At 73.2% G+C, this 22,056-nt stretch carries 18 protein-coding genes and 1 tRNA gene; 3 read left to right on the forward strand and 16 right to left on the reverse strand.

Features of this window, described 5'->3' with window-relative positions:
• Positions 1-31: 31 nt before the first annotated feature.
• The 4 genes from AB0G52_RS09355 to AB0G52_RS09370 form a co-directional block, all read right to left on the reverse strand.
• Positions 32-877: a DMT family transporter gene (locus AB0G52_RS09355; RefSeq protein WP_361335264.1), complete on the reverse strand. Its 846-nt coding sequence runs from the start codon at positions 875-877 to the stop codon at positions 32-34.
• Positions 874-1,395 (reverse strand): YbaK/EbsC family protein, encoded by a 522-nt coding sequence (locus tag AB0G52_RS09360; protein WP_361335267.1) that lies wholly within the window; start codon positions 1,393-1,395, stop codon positions 874-876. The genes AB0G52_RS09355 and AB0G52_RS09360 overlap by 4 nt, the downstream gene beginning before the upstream one ends.
• Positions 1,396-1,551: 156 nt before the next feature.
• Positions 1,552-3,813 carry an MMPL family transporter gene (locus AB0G52_RS09365; RefSeq protein ID WP_361335270.1) on the reverse strand — a complete coding sequence of 754 codons (2,262 nt, stop codon included), beginning with the start codon at positions 3,811-3,813 and terminating at the stop codon, positions 1,552-1,554.
• Between the two features lie 124 nt (positions 3,814-3,937).
• Positions 3,938-4,537 (reverse strand): TetR/AcrR family transcriptional regulator, encoded by a 600-nt coding sequence (locus AB0G52_RS09370; protein WP_132891933.1) that lies wholly within the window; start codon positions 4,535-4,537, stop codon positions 3,938-3,940.
• Between the two features lie 168 nt (positions 4,538-4,705).
• Here AB0G52_RS09370 and AB0G52_RS09375 point away from each other — a divergent pair, with 168 nt between their 5' ends.
• Positions 4,706-8,008 carry a S41 family peptidase gene (locus AB0G52_RS09375; RefSeq protein ID WP_361335274.1) on the forward strand — a complete coding sequence of 1,101 codons (3,303 nt, stop codon included), beginning with the start codon at positions 4,706-4,708 and terminating at the stop codon, positions 8,006-8,008.
• 106 nt (positions 8,009-8,114) lie between these two features.
• On the opposite strand, the gene AB0G52_RS09380 is transcribed toward AB0G52_RS09375, so the two are convergent.
• The 4 genes from AB0G52_RS09380 to AB0G52_RS09395 all read right to left on the reverse strand — a co-directional run bounded on the left by AB0G52_RS09380 (position 8,115) and on the right by AB0G52_RS09395 (position 11,828).
• Complete coding sequence (locus AB0G52_RS09380) at positions 8,115-8,351, reverse strand: hypothetical protein (protein ID WP_361335277.1); 237 nt, start codon at positions 8,349-8,351, stop codon at positions 8,115-8,117.
• Positions 8,352-8,440: 89 nt separating this feature from the next.
• The gene (locus AB0G52_RS09385; protein WP_361335280.1) at positions 8,441-9,325 is read right to left on the reverse strand and encodes an SDR family oxidoreductase; all 885 of its coding nucleotides are present in this window, start codon (positions 9,323-9,325) and stop codon (positions 8,441-8,443) included.
• A complete protein-coding gene (locus AB0G52_RS09390) occupies positions 9,322-10,278 on the reverse strand; it encodes an alpha/beta hydrolase (RefSeq protein ID WP_132891937.1) in 957 nt (318 codons plus the stop codon). The genes AB0G52_RS09385 and AB0G52_RS09390 overlap by 4 nt, the downstream gene beginning before the upstream one ends.
• Positions 10,275-11,828 carry an NAD(P)/FAD-dependent oxidoreductase gene (locus AB0G52_RS09395; protein ID WP_361335283.1) on the reverse strand — a complete coding sequence of 518 codons (1,554 nt, stop codon included), beginning with the start codon at positions 11,826-11,828 and terminating at the stop codon, positions 10,275-10,277. Before AB0G52_RS09395 ends, AB0G52_RS09390 begins: the two co-directional genes overlap by 4 nt.
• A 165-nt stretch (positions 11,829-11,993) precedes the next feature.
• On the opposite strand from AB0G52_RS09395, the gene AB0G52_RS09400 reads away from it, so the two are divergent.
• Entirely contained in the window at positions 11,994-12,623 is a 630-nt protein-coding gene (locus AB0G52_RS09400; protein ID WP_132891976.1) for a MerR family transcriptional regulator, read from the forward strand.
• Here AB0G52_RS09400 and AB0G52_RS09405 read toward each other — a convergent pair whose 3' ends face one another.
• Entirely contained in the window at positions 12,624-13,427 is an 804-nt protein-coding gene (locus AB0G52_RS09405; RefSeq protein ID WP_165939503.1) for an exodeoxyribonuclease III, read from the reverse strand.
• Between the two features lie 87 nt (positions 13,428-13,514).
• Between AB0G52_RS09405 and AB0G52_RS09410 the strand changes: the two genes are divergently transcribed.
• Positions 13,515-14,003 (forward strand): GNAT family N-acetyltransferase, encoded by a 489-nt coding sequence (locus AB0G52_RS09410; protein ID WP_361335286.1) that lies wholly within the window; start codon positions 13,515-13,517, stop codon positions 14,001-14,003.
• A 13-nt stretch (positions 14,004-14,016) separates the two neighbouring features.
• Here the strand turns inward: AB0G52_RS09410 and AB0G52_RS09415 are convergent, their stop codons facing one another.
• The 7 genes from AB0G52_RS09415 to moaC form a co-directional block, all read right to left on the reverse strand.
• On the reverse strand, positions 14,017-16,071 hold the full coding sequence (locus tag AB0G52_RS09415; protein ID WP_361335289.1) for a PQQ-binding-like beta-propeller repeat protein: 2,055 nt from the start codon (positions 16,069-16,071) through the stop codon (positions 14,017-14,019).
• Between the two features lie 218 nt (positions 16,072-16,289).
• Positions 16,290-18,362 carry a hypothetical protein gene (locus AB0G52_RS09420; protein ID WP_361335292.1) on the reverse strand — a complete coding sequence of 691 codons (2,073 nt, stop codon included), beginning with the start codon at positions 18,360-18,362 and terminating at the stop codon, positions 16,290-16,292.
• 250 nt (positions 18,363-18,612) lie between these two features.
• Positions 18,613-18,686 (reverse strand) — tRNA-Ala (locus tag AB0G52_RS09425).
• A 102-nt stretch (positions 18,687-18,788) separates the two neighbouring features.
• Positions 18,789-20,042: a gephyrin-like molybdotransferase receptor GlpR gene (glpR, locus tag AB0G52_RS09430; protein ID WP_361335295.1), complete on the reverse strand. Its 1,254-nt coding sequence runs from the start codon at positions 20,040-20,042 to the stop codon at positions 18,789-18,791.
• A 185-nt stretch (positions 20,043-20,227) separates the two neighbouring features.
• A complete protein-coding gene (locus AB0G52_RS09435) occupies positions 20,228-20,899 on the reverse strand; it encodes a GNAT family protein (protein WP_132891977.1) in 672 nt (223 codons plus the stop codon).
• 20 nt (positions 20,900-20,919) lie between these two features.
• Entirely contained in the window at positions 20,920-21,447 is a 528-nt protein-coding gene (locus tag AB0G52_RS09440; RefSeq protein ID WP_361335298.1) for a molybdenum cofactor synthesis domain-containing protein, read from the reverse strand.
• Positions 21,444-21,956: a cyclic pyranopterin monophosphate synthase MoaC gene (gene moaC / locus AB0G52_RS09445; protein WP_132891945.1), complete on the reverse strand. Its 513-nt coding sequence runs from the start codon at positions 21,954-21,956 to the stop codon at positions 21,444-21,446. Before moaC ends, AB0G52_RS09440 begins: the two co-directional genes overlap by 4 nt.
• Between the last annotated feature and the right edge of the window lie 100 nt (positions 21,957-22,056).

A 22,056-nucleotide genomic window follows, 5' to 3' on the forward strand; every position in this document is an offset into this window, starting at 1 on the left:
CGTCGCCCGGCCGCGACCGAGCGCCCTCCCTTCAACCGGCATGCAGCATCAGCCCGATGCCCACGACCAAAAGGCCGGCCGCCGCGATCCTGGGGGCCCCGAAGCGCTCCTTGAAGAAGAGGGCGCCGATGGCGGCGCCGGCGATCACGGAGGATTCGCGCAGGGCCGCGATCGGGGCGAGTTCGGCGCGGGTCTGGGCCCACAGGACCAGGCCGTAGGCGCAGACGGACAGGAGTGCGCCGAACAGCCCCAGGGCCGCGAACGGACGTGCCGCGGTGAGGAGTTCACCGCGTCTGCGGGCGAAGGCGTACGCGGGGATCACCAGGCCCTGGAGGGCCATGAGCCAGGCGATGTAGCCGACGGGGGAACCCGAGGCCCGTACGCCGAGGCCGTCGATGACCGTGTACGCGGCGATCGTGAGGCCGGTGGCGAGGGCCGCGCCGATCGCCGCCCAGTCGGGCCGGCGGCCGCGCAGCCCCCACAGCGCGACCCCGGTGAGCCCGGCGCAGGACACCGCGATCCCCGCGGCCGCCGCGGCGTCCGGCACCTCGTGCGCGAACACGGCTGCGAACAGCGTGACCAGCAGCGGCGCGGTACCGCGTGCCAGCGGGTACGCCTGCCCGAAGTCGCCGAGCCGGAAGGAGAGCATCAGCAGCGCGAAGTACGCGACATGGACGACCGCGGAGGTCAGGAGGTACGGCCAGGCGGCGGCCGCCGGTGTCGCCGAGAGCGGCATCAGCAGCAGCCCGATCAGCACGCCCCCGGCGGCGATCAGCGACGAGCCGACCAGCTTGTCGCTGATCCGGTGGGCGATCGCGTTCCAACTGGCGTGTGTGACGGCCGCGACCAGCACGGCCGCGGTGACCACTGGGGTCACGCGGTGGGCTCGCGTACGTCCACGACCGTGGCGCCCGCGTGTGCCACCAGGTCGGCGGGCGCGATCGGGAAGACCGTGTGCGGGTCGCCCGCGGCGGCCCACACCACGTCGTGCCGCAGCAGCCCCCGGTCGGCGAGCACGCGCGTGCGGGTACGGTGCCCGAACGGCGGGACACCGCCGATGGCGTACCCGGTCGTCTCGCGTACGACGTCGGCCCCGGCCCTCGTCACCTTCTCGGCGCCGAGCTCCTCGCGGACGCGTTCCACGTCGACCCGGGAGGCGCCGTCCATCAGCACCAGCACCGGGACGCCGTCGGCCGCGAAGACCAGCGACTTGCAGATCTCGCTCAGCTCGCAGCCGAGGGCCGCGGCGGCCTCCGCCGCGGTACGGGTCGCGTCCGGGAAACGCCGGACCCGAGCGGTCAGCTCCCCCAGCCCCAGCTCCTCCAGGGCGGCGGCGAAACGCGGGTGTGCCCCGGGCTCCCGGGCATCGGCGTCAGTGGCGGCTGTCGTCGTCATGGAGGGCACGCTAACGAAGAGGGCGCGTGAGCTGCGAGCGGTTAAGCCGGACTGCGAAAACCTGAACAGGGAGCCGGAAGCCGGTGAGGAGCCGGAAGCCGGTGAGGGCTTCCCGTCCCCACGGGCCCTCACCGGCGGTCGGTCACGCGCCCCGCGTCAGGCGCGTACCAGCTCCCGGTCCTCCTCGCCCTGTCCGCTGTCGCCGCCCGCGTGCGCGTCGGCGGCGGTGCGCAGTCCCTCGCCCTCGACGTCCACGTTGGGCAGCGCGCGGTCCAGCCACCTCGGCAGCCACCAGGCGCGCTTGCCGAGCAGCGCGAGCACCGCCGGGACGATCGCCATGCGGACGACGAAGGCGTCGAAGAAGACGGCGATGGCGAGGCCGAACCCGATCATCTTGATCATGGACTCGCTGGAGGTGATGAACCCTCCGAAGACGGACATCATGATGACCGCGGCGGCGCCCACCACGCGCGCGCTGTGCCGGAAGCCGGTCACCACGGCCTGGCCGGGCGTCTCGCCGTGGACGTACGCCTCCCGCATCCGGGTCACGAGGAACACCTCGTAGTCCATGGCGAGTCCGAAGACCACGCCCACCATGAAGATCGGCATCATCGACATGATCGGGCCGGTCTGCTCGACGCCGAGCAGGCCGCCGAGCCAGCCCCACTGGAAGACCGCGACGACGGCGCCGAGCGCGGCGAGCACGCTGAGCAGGAAGCCGAGGGCCGCCTTCAGCGGGACCAGGACGGAGCGGAAGACCGCGATCAGCAGGAGGAAGGCGAGGCCGACCACCAGCGCGAGGTACGGGACCAGCGCGTCGTTGAGCTTCTGCGAGAAGTCGATGTTCATCGCGGTGGTGCCGGTGACCAGGACCCGTGCGTCGGTGTCCGCCCTGACCTCGGTGCCCTCGCCGCGGATGGCGTGCACCAGGTCCTCGGTCCCGGTGGAGGACGGCTTGGACGACGGGACCACGGTGATCATCGCGGTGTCGCCGGCCTTGTTGAACATCGCCGGGCTGACGGAGGCGACGTCCTTGAGGTCCTTGATGCCGTTCGTGACCGTGGTGGCCGCGGCCTTCGGGTCGGCGCTGGCCTTGGCGTCGACGACGATCATCAGGGGGCCGTTGAAGCCGGGGCCGAAGCCCTCCGAGAGGAGGTCGTAGGCGCGGCGCTGGGTGGTGGAGGTGGGCTGCGAGCCGTCGTCGGGCAGGCCCAGCTCCAGCTGGGAGACCGGCAGGGCGACCGCGCCGAGGCCGACGACGCCGAGCAGCAGCACGGCGGCCGGACGGCGCACGACGAAGCTCGCCCAGCGCTCCCCGAGACCGGGCTTGGCGGGGGCGCCGGAGACCGTGGAAGAGGAGGCGGCGGCGGCCGGGCCGGCGCCGCGGCGCCTGCCGCGCTTCTCGCTGGCCGGCTTGACCCGCCTGCCCGCGTAGCCGAGCAGCGCCGGGATCATGGTCAGTGCGATCAGGACGGCGACCACGACCGTGCCGGCCGCCGCGAGACCCATCTTGGTCAGCATCGGGACGCCGACGACGGACAGGCCTGCCAGCGCGATCACGACCGTGAGGCCCGCGAAGACCACCGCGGAACCGGCGGTGCCGGCCGCGCGGCCGACCGCTTCCTCGCGGTCGCGGCCCTCGGCCAGTTCGCCGCGGTAGCGGGAGACGATGAACAGCGCGTAGTCGATGCCGACCGCCAGGCCGATCATCAGCGCCAGCGTGGACGTGGTGTCGCCGAGGTCGAGCGTCTTGGCGAGCGCGGTGATGGTGGAGACGCCGATGCCGACGCCGACGATCGCCGTCAGCAGCGGCAGACCGGCCGCGACCAGCGAGCCCAGGGTGACGACCAGGACCACGGCGGCGATCGCGAGGCCGACGACCTCGCCGGCCGCGCCCGGTTCGGCCCCGGCCTGCAGGGCGTCACCTCCGATCTCGACGGTCAGTCCGGCCTTCTGCGCGTCGTGGCCGGCCGTCTCCAGCGCCTCGCGGGAGGCGTCCTTGAGTTCCATGCCGGAGACGCCGTAGCGCACGGAGGCGTAGGCGACGGTGCCGTCCTTGCTGACGGCCCTGGTCTTGAACGGGTCGTCGACGGAGGTGACCTCGGAGCCGCCGGCCAGCTTCCGCACGGTCTTCTCGACGGTCGCCTTGTTGAGCGTGTCGGAGATCTTCTCGCCCGCCGGTGCCTTGAAGACGACCCGTGCGGTGGCGCCGTCGGAGCTCGCTCCGGGGAACCGCTGGTCCAGCAGGTCGAAGGCCTTCTGCGCCTCCGTACCGGGGATCGAGAAGGACGTGGAGCCCGCGGCGGGGGCACTGGCCGCGCCGACCCCCGCGAGGGTCAGCAGCGCCACCCACAGGAGGGTGACGAAGTGCCGTCGCCGGAAGGCGAGCCGGCCCAGTTTGTAGAGGAACGTAGCCACGAGGGCGTACTCCTGGTCAGGTCGTGGGGTGTGCAGGGCAGGGGTGACCAACCCGGTGGGTGGCAGGGGTGATCGGCCCGACGACATGAGCGGAGGCGTCAGGTGGGCAGGCTGCGGGGAAGGGTCAGGGGGTGCGGACGCCGAGGGCGGGGAGCACCACGGCGTCGATGTACCTCAGCAGGAAGGCCTGGGTGGGCGGCTCTTCGTCGATCAGCGAACGGGCGGCGAACCCCCCGATCATCATGTGCATCACGAAGTCGATCGCCGGGTTGTCCGCACGGACCTCGCCCCGGTCGATCGCCCGTTGCAGCACCCGGCGGAACTCGGCCATCTCGGGCTCGATCAGGTGCTCCTTGAACGCCGCCAGGAGTTCCGGGCTGCCGTGGACGGCCATGGCGAGACCGCGCATGAGCGCGGAGCTCTGCTCCATCTGGCAGTCGTCCGAGCGCAGGGTGAGGGCGTGCAGGTCGCCGCGGAGGGAACCGGTGTCGATGGTCCCGAAGCCGCCCGGCTTGTTGTGCCGCACCGCCTTGGCCACCAGCTCGGCCTTGCCGCCCCACTGGCGGTAGAGGGTGGCCTTACTGGACTTGGTGCGGGCGGCGACGGCGTCCATGGTGAGGGCGTCGTAGCCGACCTCCCGGAGCAGGTCGAGCACGGCCTCGTACAGCTCGGCCTCGCGCTCGGGCGTGATGCGACTGCGACGCGCCGTTGCGACCTCAGTCATGCCACTCACCCTCCATTGCTCCATCGGTGTCTTCCCGCCTACACCATGAAGATACCCTGCGATCTATAGAAACGAAACCGTTTCGTACGTGTGCTCCCTCACGCCGGGCGCCCAAGTCGCGCGTCCTCACGAGTTGCTGCCCCTCCCGGCCCGGAAAAGCATGGGGAGGTGAGCTATCTGCGCCTGCCGCATCTCCACGGCGACCTGTTGTGCTTCGTGGCCGAGGACGACCTCTGGCTGACCTCCCTCGACACCCCGGGCCGCGCCTGGCGGCTCACCGTCGACCGCACCAAGGTCGGCCATCCGCGCTTCTCCCCCGACGGCCGCAGGATCGCGTACACGAGCTGGCGCAGCCTGGTGCCCGAGATCCACCTGACCGACGTCGACGGCGGCCCCGGGCGGCAGCTGACGTACTGGGGCAGCGCGGACACCCGGGTGTGCGGCTGGACCCCGCCGGACGGCGAGGGCGGCGCCGACATCCTCGCGGTCGCCTCGCACGGCCAGCCGTTCTCCTACTTCACCTGGGCCTACAAGGTCTCCCCCGACGGCGACCCCGGGCGCAAGCTGCCCTGGGGCCCGGTCGCCGACATCCAGGTCGCCGACCTGGCGGGCGAGCGCAGGACCCTGCTGCTCACCGGCACCCCGCCGCACGAACCCGCGAGCTGGAAGCGCTACCGGGGCGGCGCCACGGGCCGGCTGTGGCTGCACGGACAGCGGCTGCTGGCCGGCATCGGGGGCCATCTGGACGCCCCGATGTTCGTCGGCGACCGCATCGTCTTCCTCTCCGACCACGAGGGCGTCGGCAACCTCTACTCCTGCGCCCACGACGGCTCCGACCTGCGCCGGCACACCGACCACGACGCCTTCTACGCCCGGAACGCCGCCAGCGACGGCACCCGGGTGGTGTACCAGTGCGCGGGCGACCTGTGGCTCGTCGAGGACCTCGGCCCGAACGCGGAGCCGCGCAGGCTGGACGTGCGGCTGTCCGGGCCGCGCGCGGGCCGCCGCCCCTACCAGGTGCCGGCCGCCCAGCACGTCGACGGCGTCTCGGTCGACGAGACGGGACGGGCCAGCGCCGTCGTCGTACGCGGCAGCCTGTACTGGCTCACCCACCGCGACGGCCCGGCACGCACCATCGCGGACACCCCCGGGGTACGGGTCCGGCTCCCGGAGATGCTGGGTTCCACCGGGCGGATCGCCTACGTCACGGACGCCGGGGGCGAGGACGCGATCGAGGTGGCCTCGCTGCCCCGGGCGAGCGGTGACCGGCCACCGCGCCGGCTGGCCTCCGGGCGGCTGGGACGGGTGCTCGAACTGGTCTCGGACCCGCTCGGCGAACGGCTGGCGGTGGCCTCGCACGACGGACGGCTGCTGCTGCTCGACATGCCGGAGGACGAGGTCGCCGAGGGAGCCGGGTCGTCTGCCGACACCGCTGACGCCGGTTCCGCCGATCCCGTCGAGTTGATCCACTCGCTCAACGGTCCCGTCCGCGACCTGGCCTTCTCGCCGGACGGGTCATGGCTGACCTGGTCGCATCCGGGGATCGGCCGTACGCTGCGGCAGATCAAGATGGCCCGGATCAGCGACCGGCTCGTCATCGACGTCACCAACGGCCGCTTCGAGGACGAGAACCCGGTGTTCACGCGCGACGGCCGCTACCTCGCGTTCCTGTCCTGGCGCGGCTTCGACCCGGTGTACGACGTGCACACCGGCGACCTGTCCTTCCCGCTGGGCTGCCGCCCCTACCTGGTCCCGCTCTCCTCGGCGACCCCCTCCCCCTTCGCCCTCAGCCCGGACGGGCGGCCCGCCGCCGGCGGTCTGGACCCCGTGGAGGACGAGGAGCCCGGCGACGGCAGTGCGGTGACGGTCGAGGTCGAGGGGCTGGAGAACCGGGTGACCCCGTTCCCGGTCGCCGCCTCCAAGTACTCCACCATGTACCCGGTCGCCGGCGGCGGTCTGGTCTGGCTGCGCTGGCCGATCTCGGGCGCGCTGGGCGAGACCTTCGCCAACCCCGCCGACACCAGCGGCCGCCCGACCCTGGAGTACTTCCACATCAGCAAGGCGAAGAAGGCCGAACTCGTCGACCACCTCGACTGGTTCAGCGTCAGCGGCGACGGCAGCCGGCTGGTCGTGGTCGACGAGGGCGAGCTGCGGGCCGTCCCGTCGACCGAGTCGGGCGACGGTGACACGACCGTCTGGATCGACCTGCGCCGCATCCTGCACGTGGTCGACCCGCCCGCCGAGTGGCGCCAGGCCTACGCCGAGGCCGGCCGGCTCATCCGCGACTACTTCTGGGACCCCGGCATGTGCGGCATCGACTGGGACGGGGTGCTGGACCAGTACCGCCCGCTGGTCGAACGCGTCGCCTCGCCCGACGAGTTCGCCGACCTGATGCGCGAGGTCCTCGGCGAGCTGGGCACCTCGCACGCCTACGTCACCCCCGCCCGCCGCAACGAGGGGCCGCCGCACTACCAGCGCTTCCAGGGCCTGCTCGGCGCCAACTTCGCCCGCCGGGAGGGCGGCTGGACGGTCCAGCGGATCCTGCCCGGCGACTCCTCCGACTCGAAGGCACGCTCCCCGCTCGCGGGCACCGGGATCCGCGAGGGCGCGGTGCTCACCCACGTGGACGGCAGGCCGGTGGATCCGGTGACCGGCCCCTACCCGCTGCTCGCGGGGGCGGGCGGTACGACGGTGGAGCTGACGTTCGTCCCGGGCGGCGGCGAGCCGGGGCCGCCGCGCCGGGTCGCCGTCCTGCCGCTGATCGACGAACGGCCGCTGCGTTACCAGGACTGGGTCGCCAAACGCCGTGAGGTGGTACGGGAGATGAGCGGCGGCAGGTGCGGCTACCTGCACATCCCGGACATGGGCGGTTCGGGCTGGGCCCAGTTCAACCGCGATCTGCGCGGGGAGGTCGCGCGGCCGGCGCTCATCGTCGACGTGCGCGGCAACGCGGGCGGGCACATCAGCGAACTCGTGGTGGAGAAACTCACCCGGACCATCCTCGGCTGGGACCTGACGAGGAACGCCCAGCCCGTGTCGTACGCCTCCAACGCCCCGCGCGGTCCGATCGTGGCGCTCACCGACGAGGCCACCTCCTCCGACGGCGACATGATCACGGCCGCGATCAGACTGCTCAGACTCGGCCCGGTGGTCGGTCAGCGCACCTGGGGCGGTGTGGTCGGCATGACCGGGCGGCACCGGCTGGGCGACGGCACGGTGATCACGGTGCCGATGAACGCGGCCTGGTTCGAGGAGTACGGCTGGTCCGTGGAGAACCACGGCGTCGCCCCCGACCGCGAGGTCCTGCGCACCCCGCTGGACTGGGCGGAGGGCCGCCATGTGGAGATGGACGAAGCGATCCAACTGGCCCTGGACCTGCTGCGCGACCACCCGGCGGCGATCCCCCCGGACTACTCCGAAACCCCCGACCGCTCCCGCCCCAAGCTCCCCCCGCGGCCGACGGCGACATAGGGCAACCCGTGCGGTCCGGTGCGTGCTGCCAGGGCGGCGGCAGCACGCGGGGCGCCCTCCGTGAAGAAGGGCGCCCCGCGCCTACCGGTCGAGCCGGGTACGACGGCTAGGCGTCGTAGTCCTGGCTGAACCGGTCCTGCATCTCCTGCTCGGTGTCGTCCATGGTCTGACGACCGCGCTCACGCGTCTGCTGGCCGTGCTGCTGGGCCTGCTGCGGCTGCTGGCCACGCTGCGGCGTCTGCGGGCCGTGCTGCTGCCCCTGCTGACGGCCGTGCTGCTGGCCCTCGCGCATCTTCTGCTTGGTCTGACCCTGCGTCTTGCCGGCCTTGTCCTTCATACCCATGTGGGTTCACTCCCGTGGAAAGTGAGGGGAATCGGCCCTCGGTGGGGCCTCGACCAGATTCACACGGGCCGACCACGCACGCATGTCGATCAGTGACGCTGCGTAGCGCGGGCCTGCTCGTCCGCCGCCCCGCCCGCGCCGACGAGCCCCGTGCGCACCCCCTGCAGGCGGGGCGCGAACCGCTTCATCTCGCGCTGCCCGACCGTCCCGATGAGCGCCGGCAGGTAGCCGCGCACGCCCTGCATCCCGCGCAGCCACCACTGCCCGTACACGTGCGCCGAGCGCCGTTCGATCCCGGCGACCATCCGGTCCACCGCCGGACCCAGCGGGTAGGTCTTGTTCGACGGCCACGGCAGCCGCCGGCGCAACTCCCGCATCACGTCGTCCTGGTCGGCGCCGCGCACCATGTCGGTGTCCGTCCACGACAGGTACGCGACGCCGACGCGCACGCCCTGGTGGCCGACCTCGGCGCGCAGACTGTGGGCGTACGCCTCCACACCCGACTTGGACGCGCAGTACGCGCTCATCATCGGCGCCGGTGTGATGGCGGCCAGCGAGGCGACCTGGAGCAGATAGCCGCGGCTCTCCGTGAGCGCCGGCAGGAACGCCCGTGCCGTCACCGCCGAGCCGATCAGGTTGACCTCGATCACCCGCCGCCAGGCCTCGGGGTCCGAGTCGGCGAACGGACCGCCGTTGGCCACACCGGCGTTGGCCACCACGATGTCGACCTTGCCGAACCGCTCCTTGACCTCGGCCGCGACCCGGCTCATCGCCTCGTGGTCGGTGACGTCCGCGTACCAGTGGGCGCCTTCGGTGTGCAGCCGCCCGGCGGCCTCCTTCAGCGCCTCCTCCTCCAGGCCCACGAGCGCCACCCTCGCCCCGCGTGCGGACAGCTTGCGGGCGAGCAACTCGCCGACCCCGCGCGCCGCTCCGGTGACGACCGCGACCTGTCCTTCGAGACCGACCCTGCTCATGAGCCCTCCGTGATCCGCTCGGGCGCCTCGGCGCCGGTGTCCGCCGGGGTGACCGTCACATACGCGGTGACGAGTTCCCGGATCTTTCCGTTGACCGGCTCCGGCGACTCGACCGGCGTCATGTGGCCGACGCCGGGCAGCTCGGTGAGGCCGAGGGAGTGCGGCAGCGCGGCGACCAGCGCGCGGGCGTGCAGCGGGGGCGTGAGCCGGTCGGCCGCACCGGTGAGGACCGCCGTGGGGACCCGCAACTCCCGTACGCCGGCGTCGAGGTCGAGTTCCGCGAGGACACCCGCCCAGGCATGCCGTACGGCGCGCGGGCAGGCGTGCACGATGCGTGCGCACGCCTCCACCATGTGCGGGGCGGAACCGGCGCCCATGGTCGCGTACTTGAGGATGCGCTTCGCGACCGGCGTGACCGGTCCGAGCGGGGCGCGCGACGCCAGCACACCCGTCGTGAGCCGGGTGCGCAGGGCCCCGGCGCGCAACGGTATGACGAGCGCCTCCGCGATCAGCCGTGAACTCCCGGTGCTGCACAGCAGGACGGCGGCCGCGTGCTCCCGGAAGCGGGGACGCGCGGCGGCCGCCATGACGGTCATGCCGCCCATGGAGTGGCCGACGATCACGGCTTTCTCCCCGCGCGCCAGTGTCCCGGCCAGTACCGCTTCCAGGTCGTCCGCCAGCGCGCCGGTGGTGCACGCGGGGCTCGCGGGACTGCGTCCGTGCCCCCGCTGGTCGTAGGCGACGACCCGGTGGTCGACGGCGAGCTCCCGGATCTGCGCCGCCCAGAAGGCGGTGGAGCAGGTCCAGCCGTGGGCGAGGACGACGGGGGGCGCGCCCTCGGGGCCGTGCACCTCGACGTGCAGCCGGGCGCCGTCGGCGGAGACGACGGTGAGTTCCCGCGCGGGCACGGGCGGGGCGTAGGGCCCGCTGGTCACATGGGCCGGCCGGCTCACGCGCCCACCTCCGCGCCGGACCTGGCCCCCGGCTCGCCGGCCTCCCCCGCAGCCCCGTCCCCGGCCCCGTCGCCGGCCAGGGGCGGGCGGATCACGTCGTACTCGGCCAGGTCCACGCGCTGGGTCGCGCGTCGGAACTCGGTCGTCGTGCCGGGCCAGATGGTGGTGTTGCGGCCGTTCGCGTCCAGGTACCAGCTGGTGCAGCCGCCGGTGTTCCAGACGGTGCGCCGCATGCGTTCCTGGACCTTGTCGTTCCAGGCGGCCACCGCGCCGGGGCGCGCGTCGAGGGCGACGCGCCCGCCGAGGACCCGGAGCTGGCGCAGGTAGTCGGCCAGGTAGTTCAGCTGGGACTCGATCATGAGGATCATGGAGGAGTTCCCGAGGCCGGTGTTGGGTCCGATGATCGTCATCCAGTTGGGGAACCCGGCGGCCGAGGCACCGCGCAGCGCCTGCATGCCGTCCTTCCAGGTCTCCGCGAGGGTGCGGCCGTCGACGCCGACGACGCGTTCCGCGATCGGCATGTCGGTGACGTGGAAGCCGGTGCCGAAGACGATCGCGTCGACCTCGGCGGTGCTGCCGTCGGCGGCGACCACCGTCGAACCGCGGACCTCGGCGAGGCCGCTCGCCACCACGTCCACGTTCCGCCGGGTGAGCGCCGGATAGTAGGTGCTGGACAGCAGGATGCGCTTGCAGCCGATGCGGTAGTCCGGGGTGAGCTTCGCCCGCAGCGCCGGGTCCTTGACGGCGCGGGCCATGTTGCGCAGGGCGAGCTTCTCGACCAGGCCGAGTTCGTCGGGGTGCTTGGTGAACGCCTGGACCTGGAGCTCCCGGATGCCCCACAGGAGCCCGCGCCGGGCCCGGGTGGTGAAGGGCAGCGCCCGGTGCAGCCCGCGTTCGGCGGCGCCGATGGCGCGGTCCACGCGGGGCATCACCCAGGGCGGGGTGCGCTGGAAGAGGGTGAGGCGGGCGACGTGGGGCTGGATCGCGGGCACGATCTGGATCGCGGAGGCACCGGTGCCGACCATGGCCACCCGCTTGCCGCGCAGGTCGTAGTCGTGGTTCCAGCGGGCCGAGTGGAAGACCTCGCCCTCGAAGGAGTCCAGGCCCGGGATCGCGGGGATCTTCGGGTCGGACAGCGGGCCGGTGGCGGAGACGACGACGTCGGCGGAGAAGGCGCCGGCGGCCGTCTCGATGTCCCAGCGCAGCTGCCGGGCGTCCCAGGTCATCCGCCGCACCTCGGCGCCGAAGCGCAGGTGGGGCCGGAGCCCGAAGGTGTCGGCGACATGCTCCAGGTAGGCGCGGATGTGCTCCTGCCCGGAGAAGGTGCGCGGCCAGTCGGGGTTCGGGGCGAAGGAGAAGGAGTACAGGTGGGACGGCACGTCACAGGCGCATCCCGGATAGCTGTTGTCCCGCCAGGTGCCGCCGACGCCGGCCGCGCGTTCCAGGACGACGAAGTCGGTGACCCCCTCCCGGCGCAACCGCACGGCCGCGCCCAGTCCGCCGAAACCGGACCCGATCACCGCCACCCGTACATGTTCGTGCTGGGCCATCCCGGAGCCTCCACACCTCGACCGTGATTGCGCCAGTAATCACTGGCGCAGTCGCACTCTAGGGCAGCTCCGTACTGATGGGTAGGGGCCGTACGCGGGAAACTTACCGGCGGTACAACATAGGCTGCGCCCGTGGCAGACGACGACGGACCGCGCGAGTACCGCATGGAGGAGCTGGCGAGAAAGGCCGGCATAACCGTGCGCACGCTGCGCTTCTACCGCGAACGCAAGCTGCTCGCACCACCTCGCCGTGAGGGCCGTATCGCCTGGTACGACGACCACCACCTGGCCCGGCTGCGCACCATCTCGGCACTCCTCGAGCGCGGCCACACCCTCAACGGCATCGCGGAACTGGCGGAGGCGCTCGACCACGGCCGGGACGTGGCCGACCTGCTGGGCGTCGACACCCCCAGCGAGGAGGAACCGGTCCGCCTGACCCCCGAGGAACTCGCCGCCCGCTTCGAGGGCGAGGTCACCCCGGAGAACCTCGCCGCCGCCATGGAACTCGGCTACCTGGGCACCGACGGCGACGACATCGTCCACATCAGCCGCCGCCTCCTCGACGCCTCCTCGGCCCTGGTCCGCGAGGGCTTCCCGCTGGCGGAGGTGCTGGCGGCGGGGCGCAGCGTACGCGAACACGCCGACGCCCTCGCCGATCTCTTCGCCCGGCTCGTCCTGCGCCACGGCCCCGAGGAGGACCTGGCCCGCCTGCGCCCGCTGGCCCGCAGCGTGGTGGAGGCGGAGGTCTCCCTGGCCCTGGACCGCAGGCTGCGGAGGAAACCCGAGGAGGACTGATCAGAGGTCGTACACGACGGTGACCGGCGCGTGGTCGGACCAGCGCTCGGCGTGCGTGGCGGCCCGCTCCACGAACGCCTTGACCGCCTTGCCGGCGAGCCCGGGTGTGGTCATCTGATAATCGATGCGCCACCCTGAATCGTTGTCGAAGGCCCGGCCCCGGTAGGACCACCAGGTGTACGGGCCCTCCATGTCCGGGTGGAGCGCGCGTACGACGTCGACGTAGCCGCCGTCGGCCGGGTCCAGGACGGTGCCGAGCCACTCCCGCTCCTCCGGGAGGAAGCCGGAGTTCTTCGCGTTGGCACGCCAGTTCTTCAGGTCGGCCTGCCGGTGGGCGATGTTCCAGTCGCCGCAGACGACGACCTCGCGCCCGTCGGCGGCGGCCCGTTCGCGCAGCTCCTTCAGGTGGGCGTGGAACTCGGCCATGAAGCGCACCTTCTCGTCCTGCCGCTCGGTGCCTACCTCACCGGAGGGGAGGTAGAGGGAGGCGACGGTGACACCGGGAAGGTCGGCCTCGACGTACCGTCCGCTCGTGTCGAACTCGTCCGATCCGAAGCCGATCCGTACCGCGTCCGGCTCACGCCGGGTGTACAGGGAGACGCCCGCGCGCCCCTTGGCCACCGCGGGCGCGTGCACGACGTGCCAGCCGCCGGGCGCGCGCACCTCCTCCGGGAGCTGCTGCGGTTCCGCGCGCACCTCCTGGAGGCAGAGCACGTCCGCGGAGGTCTCCGCGAGCCACTCCACGAAGCCCTTCTTCGCGGCGGCACGCAGCCCGTTCACATTCACCGAGGTCACAGTCAGCACCCGGGAACGATACCGGCACACTGGACGGAGTCCCGACGCCCACCGCGCCGTCCGATCGAGCGCCCGTACGAATCTACGATGCTCCTCATGAACATACGCCGTGTTGCTTTCGACCACCCCGACGCCGTCAAGCTCAACGACGAGGTCCAGGCCGAGTACCACGTCCGCTACGGCGACGGCGGCGACGCCACGGAGCTCGACGCCTCCGACTTCCGGCCGCCGAACGGGGTCTACCTGATCGCGTACGACGAGTCCGACCGCCCGGTGGCCACCGGTGGCTGGCGCAGCCAGGACGCGAACGGCGAGGGCAACGAGGACGGCGACGCCGAGCTCAAGCGCATGTACGTCGTCGAGGGGATGCGCGGCCGGGGCCTGGCCCGCCGGATCCTCAAGGCCCTGGAGGACGACGCCCGCGCGGCCGGCCGGCTGCGCATGGTCCTGGAGACCGGCACCAAGCAGCCCGAGGCCATCGCCCTGTACACCTCCAGCGGCTACGCCCCGTGCACCAAGTTCGGCTACTACCGCCACTACGAGTCGAGCCGCTGCTTCGCGAAGGACCTGCGCGGGGATCTGTAGGGACGTACGGGCGTCAGGTGTGCACCGCGTACAGGAAGCCGTCCTCGCTGCCCACGTACACGGTTCCGTCGACGGCCACCGGCGTCGAGCGCACCTCCCCGCCGGTCTCCAGCCGCCAGCGTTCCGCGCCGGTGGCCGCGTCCAGCGCCCACAGCGACCTGTCCTCGCTGCCGATGTAGACGGCCCCGTCCGCCACCGCCGGCGAGGACTCGTGAGCGGCTCCGGTCTCCTGCCTCCAGCGTTTCTTCCCGGTGGCGGCGTCCACGGCCCACAGGTACCAGCCGTTGCTGCCCATGTACACGGTCCCGTCGACGACCGCGGGCGTGGACCACGTCGGGTCGCCGAAGCGCCGCTCCCAGCGCTTCGTGCCGTCGACGGCGTCCAGCGCGATCAGGCCGTGGTGACCGCCGATGTAGACGGTGCCATCGGACACCACCGGTGAGGTGTGGGGGGAGGAGTCGGTCCCGGCGTCCCAGAGCGTGGCCCCCGTGACCGCGTCCACCGCCCAGAGGGAGTCGCGGGGGTAGCAGACGTAGACCCGGCCGTCGGCCACGGCGGGGGTGGTGAAGTGCTCGTAAGCGCGCCGGCGACGCGGTACGAGTCTGCGCTTCCAGCGCTTGGCGCCGGTGGCCGCGTCCACGGCCCAGAGGGTTCCGTTCCCGCCGGCCGTGTACACCGTGCCGTCGGCCACCGCGGGCCGGGTGCGGTCCACGTGGTCGGTCACCCGCTCCCACCGCACGCGGCCGGTGGCCACGTCCACGGCCAGCAGCCGCTTCCCTTTGACGATGTACAGGGTGCCGTCGACGACCGCCGGTGACGAGTCCCAGAGGTGGGGGGAATCCAGTCGCCACCGTTCCCGGCCCGTGGCGGCGTCCAGTGCCAGCAGGCCGTCGTCGGTGGTCTGGTACACGACGCCGTCGGCCACGGCCGGGGTGAGGCGGCCCGCGCCCGGGGCCGGGACCCGCCAGCGCACGGTGCCGCCGAGCGTGCCGGGACCTGCCGGAGCGGATCGCGTGCGTACGCCCGTCCGCTCGGGGCGGGCGGAGGCGGCGCGGTGGTCCTCGGCGGGTGCTTCGCCCGGCTGGTGGGCCCGTACGGCGTAGAGGTGCTCGTCGAGGCTGTCGATGTACACGGTGCCCCCGCTCACCAGGGGCGTGGAGTGCACCGGCCCGGTGGTCCCGACCTTCCACCGGGCCTCGCCCGTGGCCGCGTCCACCGCCCACAGACGCCCGTCGTCACTTCCCGCGTACACCGTGCCGTCGGCGACCGCGGGGGTCCCGTGGATCTCGCCGCGGGTCTTCAGCCGCCACCTCTCCGCGCCGGTCTCGGCGTCCACCGCGACCAGGTACCAGCCGTCGACTCCGGCGACCACGATGCCCTCGGCCACCGCTGGGCTCGCCCACACCGTCCGGCCGGGGGACGTCCGCCAGCGTTCCGCACCCGTCGCCGCGTCCAGCGCGACCAGGCCTTCGCCGTTGCCCAGGTACACGCCGGTGCCGGCGACCGTCGGCGTCCGCGGAACGCCGCCGTGGGGACGGACGTCCCACCGCCTGCTCCCGGTGGCCGCGTCCAGGGCCAGCAGATGCCCGCCGCCGGCCGCGTACAGGACTCCGTCGGCCACCGCCGGCGGGTTCCGGACCGTGCCGGGGGCCGTCAGCCCGACGTCCCACACCGGCCGGCCGGTGACCGCGTCGACCGCCCACATCCTGTTGTGGTGCGCCACGTGCACGAAGCGGTCGGCCACCGCCGGCATCGACATCTTCGACCGGCGCCACCGGCGCGCCTGCCACCTCCACCGCACGACGCCCGTCGCGGCGTCCACAGCCGTCAGAAGGCCGTTCATGTCGGCGAAGTACACGGCGCCGTCGGCGGCCACCGGCGACGATTCGATGCCGGACCCGTTCTGCAGGGTCCACCGCCGCTCCCCTGTGGCCGCGTCGACGGCCACCAGGTCGTGGTAGCCGTGGAGCACGTAGACGGCGCCGTCGGCCATCGCCGGGGTGCGGTAGAGCAAGCCCCCGCCCGGCACCCTCCACAGCGTTCTGTCGTGCACCTCGAGACCAGCCATCGCGCCCCCTCCCCACGCCCTGCGTGCCCTGTCACGCCCGCCGGGCGCCTCGCGGGCGGCCGGCCGCACCGGGCGGGGCGGCCACCGTCGAACCCTGACATGTCGCGTTTGAGGAACGCAATGTGAAATGGCCTGATCTCAAGGGCCGTTGGCGGCGGTCGACCGCTCTGGCCGTCGGATGTCCTCGGGGCCGGGCGGGGCAGGGGGTGCCGTTCCCCTCACCGGTCGGCGAGGGGGAGGCCGACGGCTCCGCGGGCGTGTCCGACGATCAGGTCGGGCCCTGCGACGGCCAGACAGGTGGGCGCCAGGTCGAGGGCGATGTGCCGCACCGTGCCGGTCTCCGGTTCCCACACCCGCAGGCGCCCGAGGCTGCTGCCGACGGCCAGGACGCGGCGCCCGTCGGGCAGCGTGGCGGCGGTCATGACCGGGAGGCCTGCGGTGCCCGTCGAGGCGGGCAGGGGGTCGCCGGCCGGGTCTCCGGTGGCGAGGTCCCACAGCCTGACCACGCCCCGGTCGTCCGCGGTGGCCAGCAGCGCGCCGTCCGGTGCGGGTACGGCCGCCACGGCTGCCACCCGGTGAACGGCACCGCCGAGGGCCCGTCCGCTCAACTGTACGGCCGCGCCCCGCTCCCAGGGGTCGCCGACGGCCGGGTCCCACACGTGGACGCCGCCCCCGGTGTCCGCGGCGACGACCAGCGTATGGCCGGCGGAGATCGGGACGGCGGTGATGGACCGGATCGGGCTGCCGTACGGGTTGAGGCTCCCGACGGCCTCGCCGGTGACCGGGTCCCACGACCGGACCGCGCCTCGGGAGGTGGCGGTGACGAGCAGGGTCCGGCCGTCGGGGACGGTCGCGGCACACATACCGACCACCTCACCGGGCGTGCTGCCGACCGGTTCGCGGACCGGCTGCCCGGTGCCGGGATCCCACAGGACGACCGTCCCTGTCCCGCCCCCGGCGGCCAGGAGGGCGCGGCCGTCGGGCAGGGGCAGGGCCGCCAGCGAACGGACACGGCCGGGACACCCCGGCAGCGGGCCGTGGACCATCCTGCCGTCGGCCGGATCCCACAGGCACACCGCGCCCCGGTCCCCGCCGCCGGCACCGGCACCGGCACCGGCACCGGCGACGAGTGCGGGCTGACCGGGACGGGACACGGCCGTGAGCGCGTCGACGCCACCGGCAGGGACAGGCGCGAGGTCGGGTGCGGAGTCCGAGAACTCCGTCAGGTGGCCCCAGATCGTGCCGTCGGCGCTGACCAGTGCCTTCCCGTCCCGCCGAAGCCGGGGCGGCACCGCGCGCGTGGGGGCGTCCTTCGCCGGCCCCGCGGCGGGAGCCGGACGGTCGGCGGCCGTCCGCTCCGCCGTGGGGTGGTGCTGAGGGTGCGCGCCATCCGGGTTCTCCGCCAGGCCGTCGGCGATCGCCCAGGTCCGTTCGCAGTCCCAGCAGCGGAAGAACCCTGTGAGCAGCATCAGTTCGCGAGCCCGCGCCTGCCCCGCCTGCTCCGCCTGCCCCGGGGCGCCGTCGGCCGCGACCAGGCCGGCCACCAGACACAGGGCGGCACGACCCGGCGTTGCGGGGTGTACGCCGGCCGCCGCGACGTCGCGTGCCACCCGCAGGAAGGGCTCCCACCCCTCCCCCAGCGACTCCTCGCGCAACGCGGTGACGACCGCGCCCCATGGGTGCTCCCCCGGACGGACCGGAACGGCTCCTGGCGGCCGCGGAGCCTCGAGGGGCGGACGCACCGGGTCCACGAAGAAGCCGGGGATCTCGGTGTCGCTCCCGCACCCGGGGCACAGCAGCCCGAGGTACCCCTCCTGCGGTTCGAGGGACCACAGCGCGGTGCCCATGTGATGACCGGCGAAGGCGAGGCAGCTCAGCGCGAGGGAGGTACGGGCGTCCGCCGGGGCGTCGGTGGCGAGGAGGCTCCGTACGGCCGCCTGTTCGGCCAGCAGGAGTGCGGCGCCGAAGCCCTCCTGGAGATCGGCCGGGACGGGGGGCCTGTCCTCCGCGGTCACGATGAGCCCCATGTCCACCCAGAGATCCACGGTCCGGTCCGGGGGCAGGTCCGCCGCCGCCGCTATGAGGTGGGGCAGGGCCGCATAGGCTCCGTCGAAGACGGTTCCGTCCTCGATGAGGCCGTCGGCCAGGTCCTTCCAGGCGCCCGGCCACGCGTCGCCGCTTCCGGTGGCACCGCCGGACGCCATGTCCTCCAGAAGCGCTCTCACCTCGTCGGCTGACACACCGTCGAGTTCACGCCAACGGGGGCTGTGCAGGGGCAGTTTCGGGATCATCGGATGCTCCTCGCGATCAGCGGGGTCGGGCAGGGCGGCGTCCCAGCCGTCGAGAACGACGACCTGCGCGGCGAGCCGACGGGCACGGGACGGTTCGGACGCCTCCGCGAGCGCGGCCAGGGTGCGGGCCCGGGTCGCGCGGTGGGCGATCGGGAACGGCCCCCCGGAAACGACGAAGATCCCGACCGATCATGAAGATCGACGGGATCTCGTCAACCGCTCCCGAGTGAACTCGGGAACAGGTGTGCAGTGGACCTGAGGGGATTTGAACCCCTGGCCCCCTCGATGCGAACGAGGTGCGCTACCGGACTGCGCCACAGGCCCTTGCAACGAGTGAAACTCTAGCATCCCCGTCGGGGTGCTTGGAAATCCGTTCCCTGACTGGTCAGGACCGGGGTCCCGAGGAAGCCTCGGGACCGCTGCGGATCACTCGTTGGCCGCGCGCGGGCGCTCGCCGTCCTCGTACTGGTCGAACAGCGGCGTACGGCCACGCTCCCGTGCCCGGCGCGCGGAGGCCGCCCGGCGGGCGTCGGTGCGGCCGTCGTCCGGCCGGTCGTCGTCGGCGGCGGGCTCCTGCGCCTCGGCCTCCGGCGCCGCCGGCCTCGCCTCCAGCTCCGGCGCGACGGAGCTGGACCGCGCGGAACTCCACGCGTCGGGCGCCCCGAGGTCCACGTCGGAGGTGGCGCGGGGGGCGACCGGCGCGGTCACGTAGGTCGGCAGCGGCACCGGCACCGGGTCCCAGCTGTCTCCCTGTCCGGGCCGCCGCTGCCGCTCGCGCTGCTGGTCGACCCACTCGGCGTGGTCGGTCTGCTCGACCAGGGCACGCCGGTCCGCGGCGAGCGCGGACAGCCCGGGGTCGGTCTCGGTCGCCGGGCCCTCGTCCGGTTCGTCGGCGACCGCGCCCGCATCGAGGGGCGCGCGCCGCCGCGGCTGCCGCTCACGCAACCGCTGGGCGGCGGCCTCGGCCTGACGCCGGTCCATCTGGTAGGCGAAGCGGCGCCGTTCCTGCGTGCGCAGGTAGGCGATGTACGTGCTGAGCATCACGGCGGGCACGCCGGGCGCCCACAGGAACGCCAGCCCGCCGACGGCCGCGACGATCGCGCCGAGCGTGAAGGCGACGAAGAGCAGGACGGTGGTGCGCCGACGGCGCGCGAGCACCTTCGAGCGCTGGGCGCGTGCCGCCGCCGTCTGCGAGGAGGGCGCGCGCCGGGCCGCCGGGACCCGTTTGCGCGCCGCGTCCGGTTCGGTCGCGGGGGTGGATGCCGGGGCCTGCCCGGAGGCGGCCGCGCCGCCTTGCTGACGTGCCGGTGCGGAGGGCGACTTGGCCGCCGCAGCGGCCTGCTGGTCGCGGGCCGGTTCCCGGTACCCGGGTGTCTCCGGCTCCGCCTCCGCCCGGACCTGACGGCGGGTCGGAGGCATGGCGAAGGCCCGGACGTCCACCGAGTCGGTGACGTCCGGATCACCGGCGTCCTGCTCCCCCTCCGAGGCGGAGCGCGCCCTTAGGTCCCTGGCGTACCGGCGCTCCATCCCCGCCCGTCCGGACAGCAGCCGGATGGCGGTGCTGAAGCGTTCCGTCGGACGGGCCTCGTTCAGCTCGTCCTGCCTACGGAGCCACATCGGCACCAAGTAGGCGGCCCAGGCCCCGACAATGACTGCGTAGATGAGGCCGCTGCTGCTCACGCCTCACACGGTAGAGGGGTTTGCGTGGGGCCATCTGCCAATTGCGTCGGTGTGTCGCACGATCCGGCTGATATTTCGAGCTTTTTTTGTGACCGATGCGATCAACAGGCCGCCGGAGTCGCGAATTCAACGCCCCGAGGCGGTCACCAACCGATCAATTTCGAACATGTATTCAATTTCCGGGGCTAGCCGGGATTCCCCGAGGTGTTCTGCTGATTCCAGGGGGCGTTCGGGCCGCCCGTGGTGCCCGGCGCCTTCGCGGACGCGCTCCCGGAGCGTGCCCGCTGCCAGCGCGCGAGCAACCCCTCGGGCACCTCTTCCGCCGTCAGGGCGAAGACGAGGTGGTCGCGCCAGGCTCCGTCGATGTGCAGATAACGCGGCCGCAGCCCCTCCTCGCGGAATCCGAGTTTCTCCACCACCCGGCGGCTGGGCCGGTTCTCGGGGCGAATGCAGACCTCGATGCGATGCAGCCCGACGGTGCGGAAACAGTGGTCCACCACGAGCGCGACGGCCGTCGGCATCACCCCGCGGCCCGCCACCGACCGGTCCACCCAGTAGCCGACGTGTCCCGAGCACATCGAGCCCCAGGTGATCCCGGCGACCGTCAGCTGCCCGACCAGCCGCCCCTGGTACTCGATGACGAACGGCAGCATGCGTCCCGCGTTCGCCTCGGAGCGCAGGTGCCGGACCATCTGCCGGTAGGTCGGGCGGTGCGTGACCGGCCCGCTGGGGGTGGGCGGCGGAATGGTCGCCTCCCAGGGGCGCAGCCAGTCCCGGTTGCGCCGGTTGACCTCGCGCCAGTCCCGCTGGTCGCGCGCCTTTATGGGCCGCAGGACGACATCGCCGTCCACCAGCACCACGGGCCAGGAAGGGCTGTTCAGCTCGCACCTCCACTGCCGGTTCCGGGGTGGTCGCCGCCGCGGATCTGGTCGACGGCGTGTGCCAGCAGCGGTTCCAGGACGGCGAGGCCGTCCCGCACCCCGCCGGTGGACCCCGGAAGGTTGACGATCAGTGTCCGGCCCGCCACCCCGGCCAGGCCCCGGGAGAGCGCGGCGGTGGGCACCTTCTCCCGTCCGAACGCCCGGACGGCCTCCGCGATGCCCGGCACCTCGTAGTCGATCACCGCGCGGGTCGCCTCGGGGGTGCGGTCGGTGGGCGAGACACCGGTGCCGCCGGTGGTCACGACGACGTCGTACCCGGCCTCGACCCCGGCGCGCAGCTCGGCCGCGACGGGCTCCCCGTCCGGCACGACCCGTGGCCCGTCGACGGTGAACCCGAAACCCCTGAGGCCGGCCGCGACCAGCGGACCGCCCCGGTCCTCGTAGACCCCGGCGGCGGCACGGTTGGAGGCGGTCACCACGAGCGCCCGGTACGGCGCACCGCCGCCCGCGGGCCCGCCCGTCACGTCCGGCTCCAGTCGCCCGACTTGCCGCCCGTCTTCTCCTCCACGCGTACGTCCGTGATGACCGCTCCCTTGTCGACCGCCTTGACCATGTCGATCACGGTGAGGGCCGCGACGGAGACCGCCGTGAGGGCTTCCATCTCGACGCCCGTGCGGTCCGTCGTCCGCACGGTGGCCAGGATCTCCACCGCGTCGTCCGCGACCGTCAGGTCCAGTCTCACACCGGAGACCGACAAGGGGTGGCACAGCGGGATCAGATCGGGGGTGCGCTTGGCCCCCATGATCCCGGCGATGCGCGCGGTGGCGAGGGCGTCGCCCTTGGGAACGCCCTCGCCGCGCAGCAGCTCGACCACGCGGGGCGAGACGAGGACGCGTCCGCTCGCGCGGGCGGTGCGCGCGGTCACGTCCTTGCCGGACACGTCGACCATGCGGGCGGCGCCCGCGTCGTCGATGTGCGTCAGACGCTCGGGCACTGGGGGTCCGGGGGTCTCCCCCCGGAAGGGCTCAGTCATGCTGTGTGGCACTCCCGGTCCGGGCCCGTCGCGGTGCGGCGCTCGGGCCTGCTGTGCGCGACACGGTACCGCCAAGCAGGCGCACACGACCGGGCAGGAC

This window comes from Streptomyces sp. NPDC021562, from assembly GCF_040640875.1.
Classification (GTDB): Bacteria; Actinomycetota; Actinomycetes; order Streptomycetales; family Streptomycetaceae; genus Streptomyces.

What these genes read in the sequence shown, in the direction of transcription:
- AB0G52_RS09360 (WP_361335267.1), bottom strand. Translation starts at nt 1,395, where the DNA reads ATGACGACGACAGCCGCCACTGACGCCGATGCCCGGGAGCCCGGGGCA.
- AB0G52_RS09380 (WP_361335277.1), bottom strand. Translation starts at nt 8,351, where the DNA reads ATGGGTATGAAGGACAAGGCCGGCAAGACGCAGGGTCAGACCAAGCAG.
- AB0G52_RS09370 (WP_132891933.1), bottom strand. Translation starts at nt 4,537, where the DNA reads ATGACTGAGGTCGCAACGGCGCGTCGCAGTCGCATCACGCCCGAGCGC.
- AB0G52_RS09410 (WP_361335286.1), top strand. Translation starts at nt 13,515, where the DNA reads ATGAACATACGCCGTGTTGCTTTCGACCACCCCGACGCCGTCAAGCTC.
- AB0G52_RS09395 (WP_361335283.1), bottom strand. Translation starts at nt 11,828, where the DNA reads ATGGCCCAGCACGAACATGTACGGGTGGCGGTGATCGGGTCCGGTTTC.
- moaC (WP_132891945.1), bottom strand. Translation starts at nt 21,956, where the DNA reads ATGACTGAGCCCTTCCGGGGGGAGACCCCCGGACCCCCAGTGCCCGAG.
- AB0G52_RS09420 (WP_361335292.1), bottom strand. Translation starts at nt 18,362, where the DNA reads ATGATCCCGAAACTGCCCCTGCACAGCCCCCGTTGGCGTGAACTCGAC.
- AB0G52_RS09415 (WP_361335289.1), bottom strand. Translation starts at nt 16,071, where the DNA reads ATGGCTGGTCTCGAGGTGCACGACAGAACGCTGTGGAGGGTGCCGGGC.
- AB0G52_RS09385 (WP_361335280.1), bottom strand. Translation starts at nt 9,325, where the DNA reads ATGAGCAGGGTCGGTCTCGAAGGACAGGTCGCGGTCGTCACCGGAGCG.
- AB0G52_RS09400 (WP_132891976.1), top strand. Translation starts at nt 11,994, where the DNA reads ATGGAGGAGCTGGCGAGAAAGGCCGGCATAACCGTGCGCACGCTGCGC.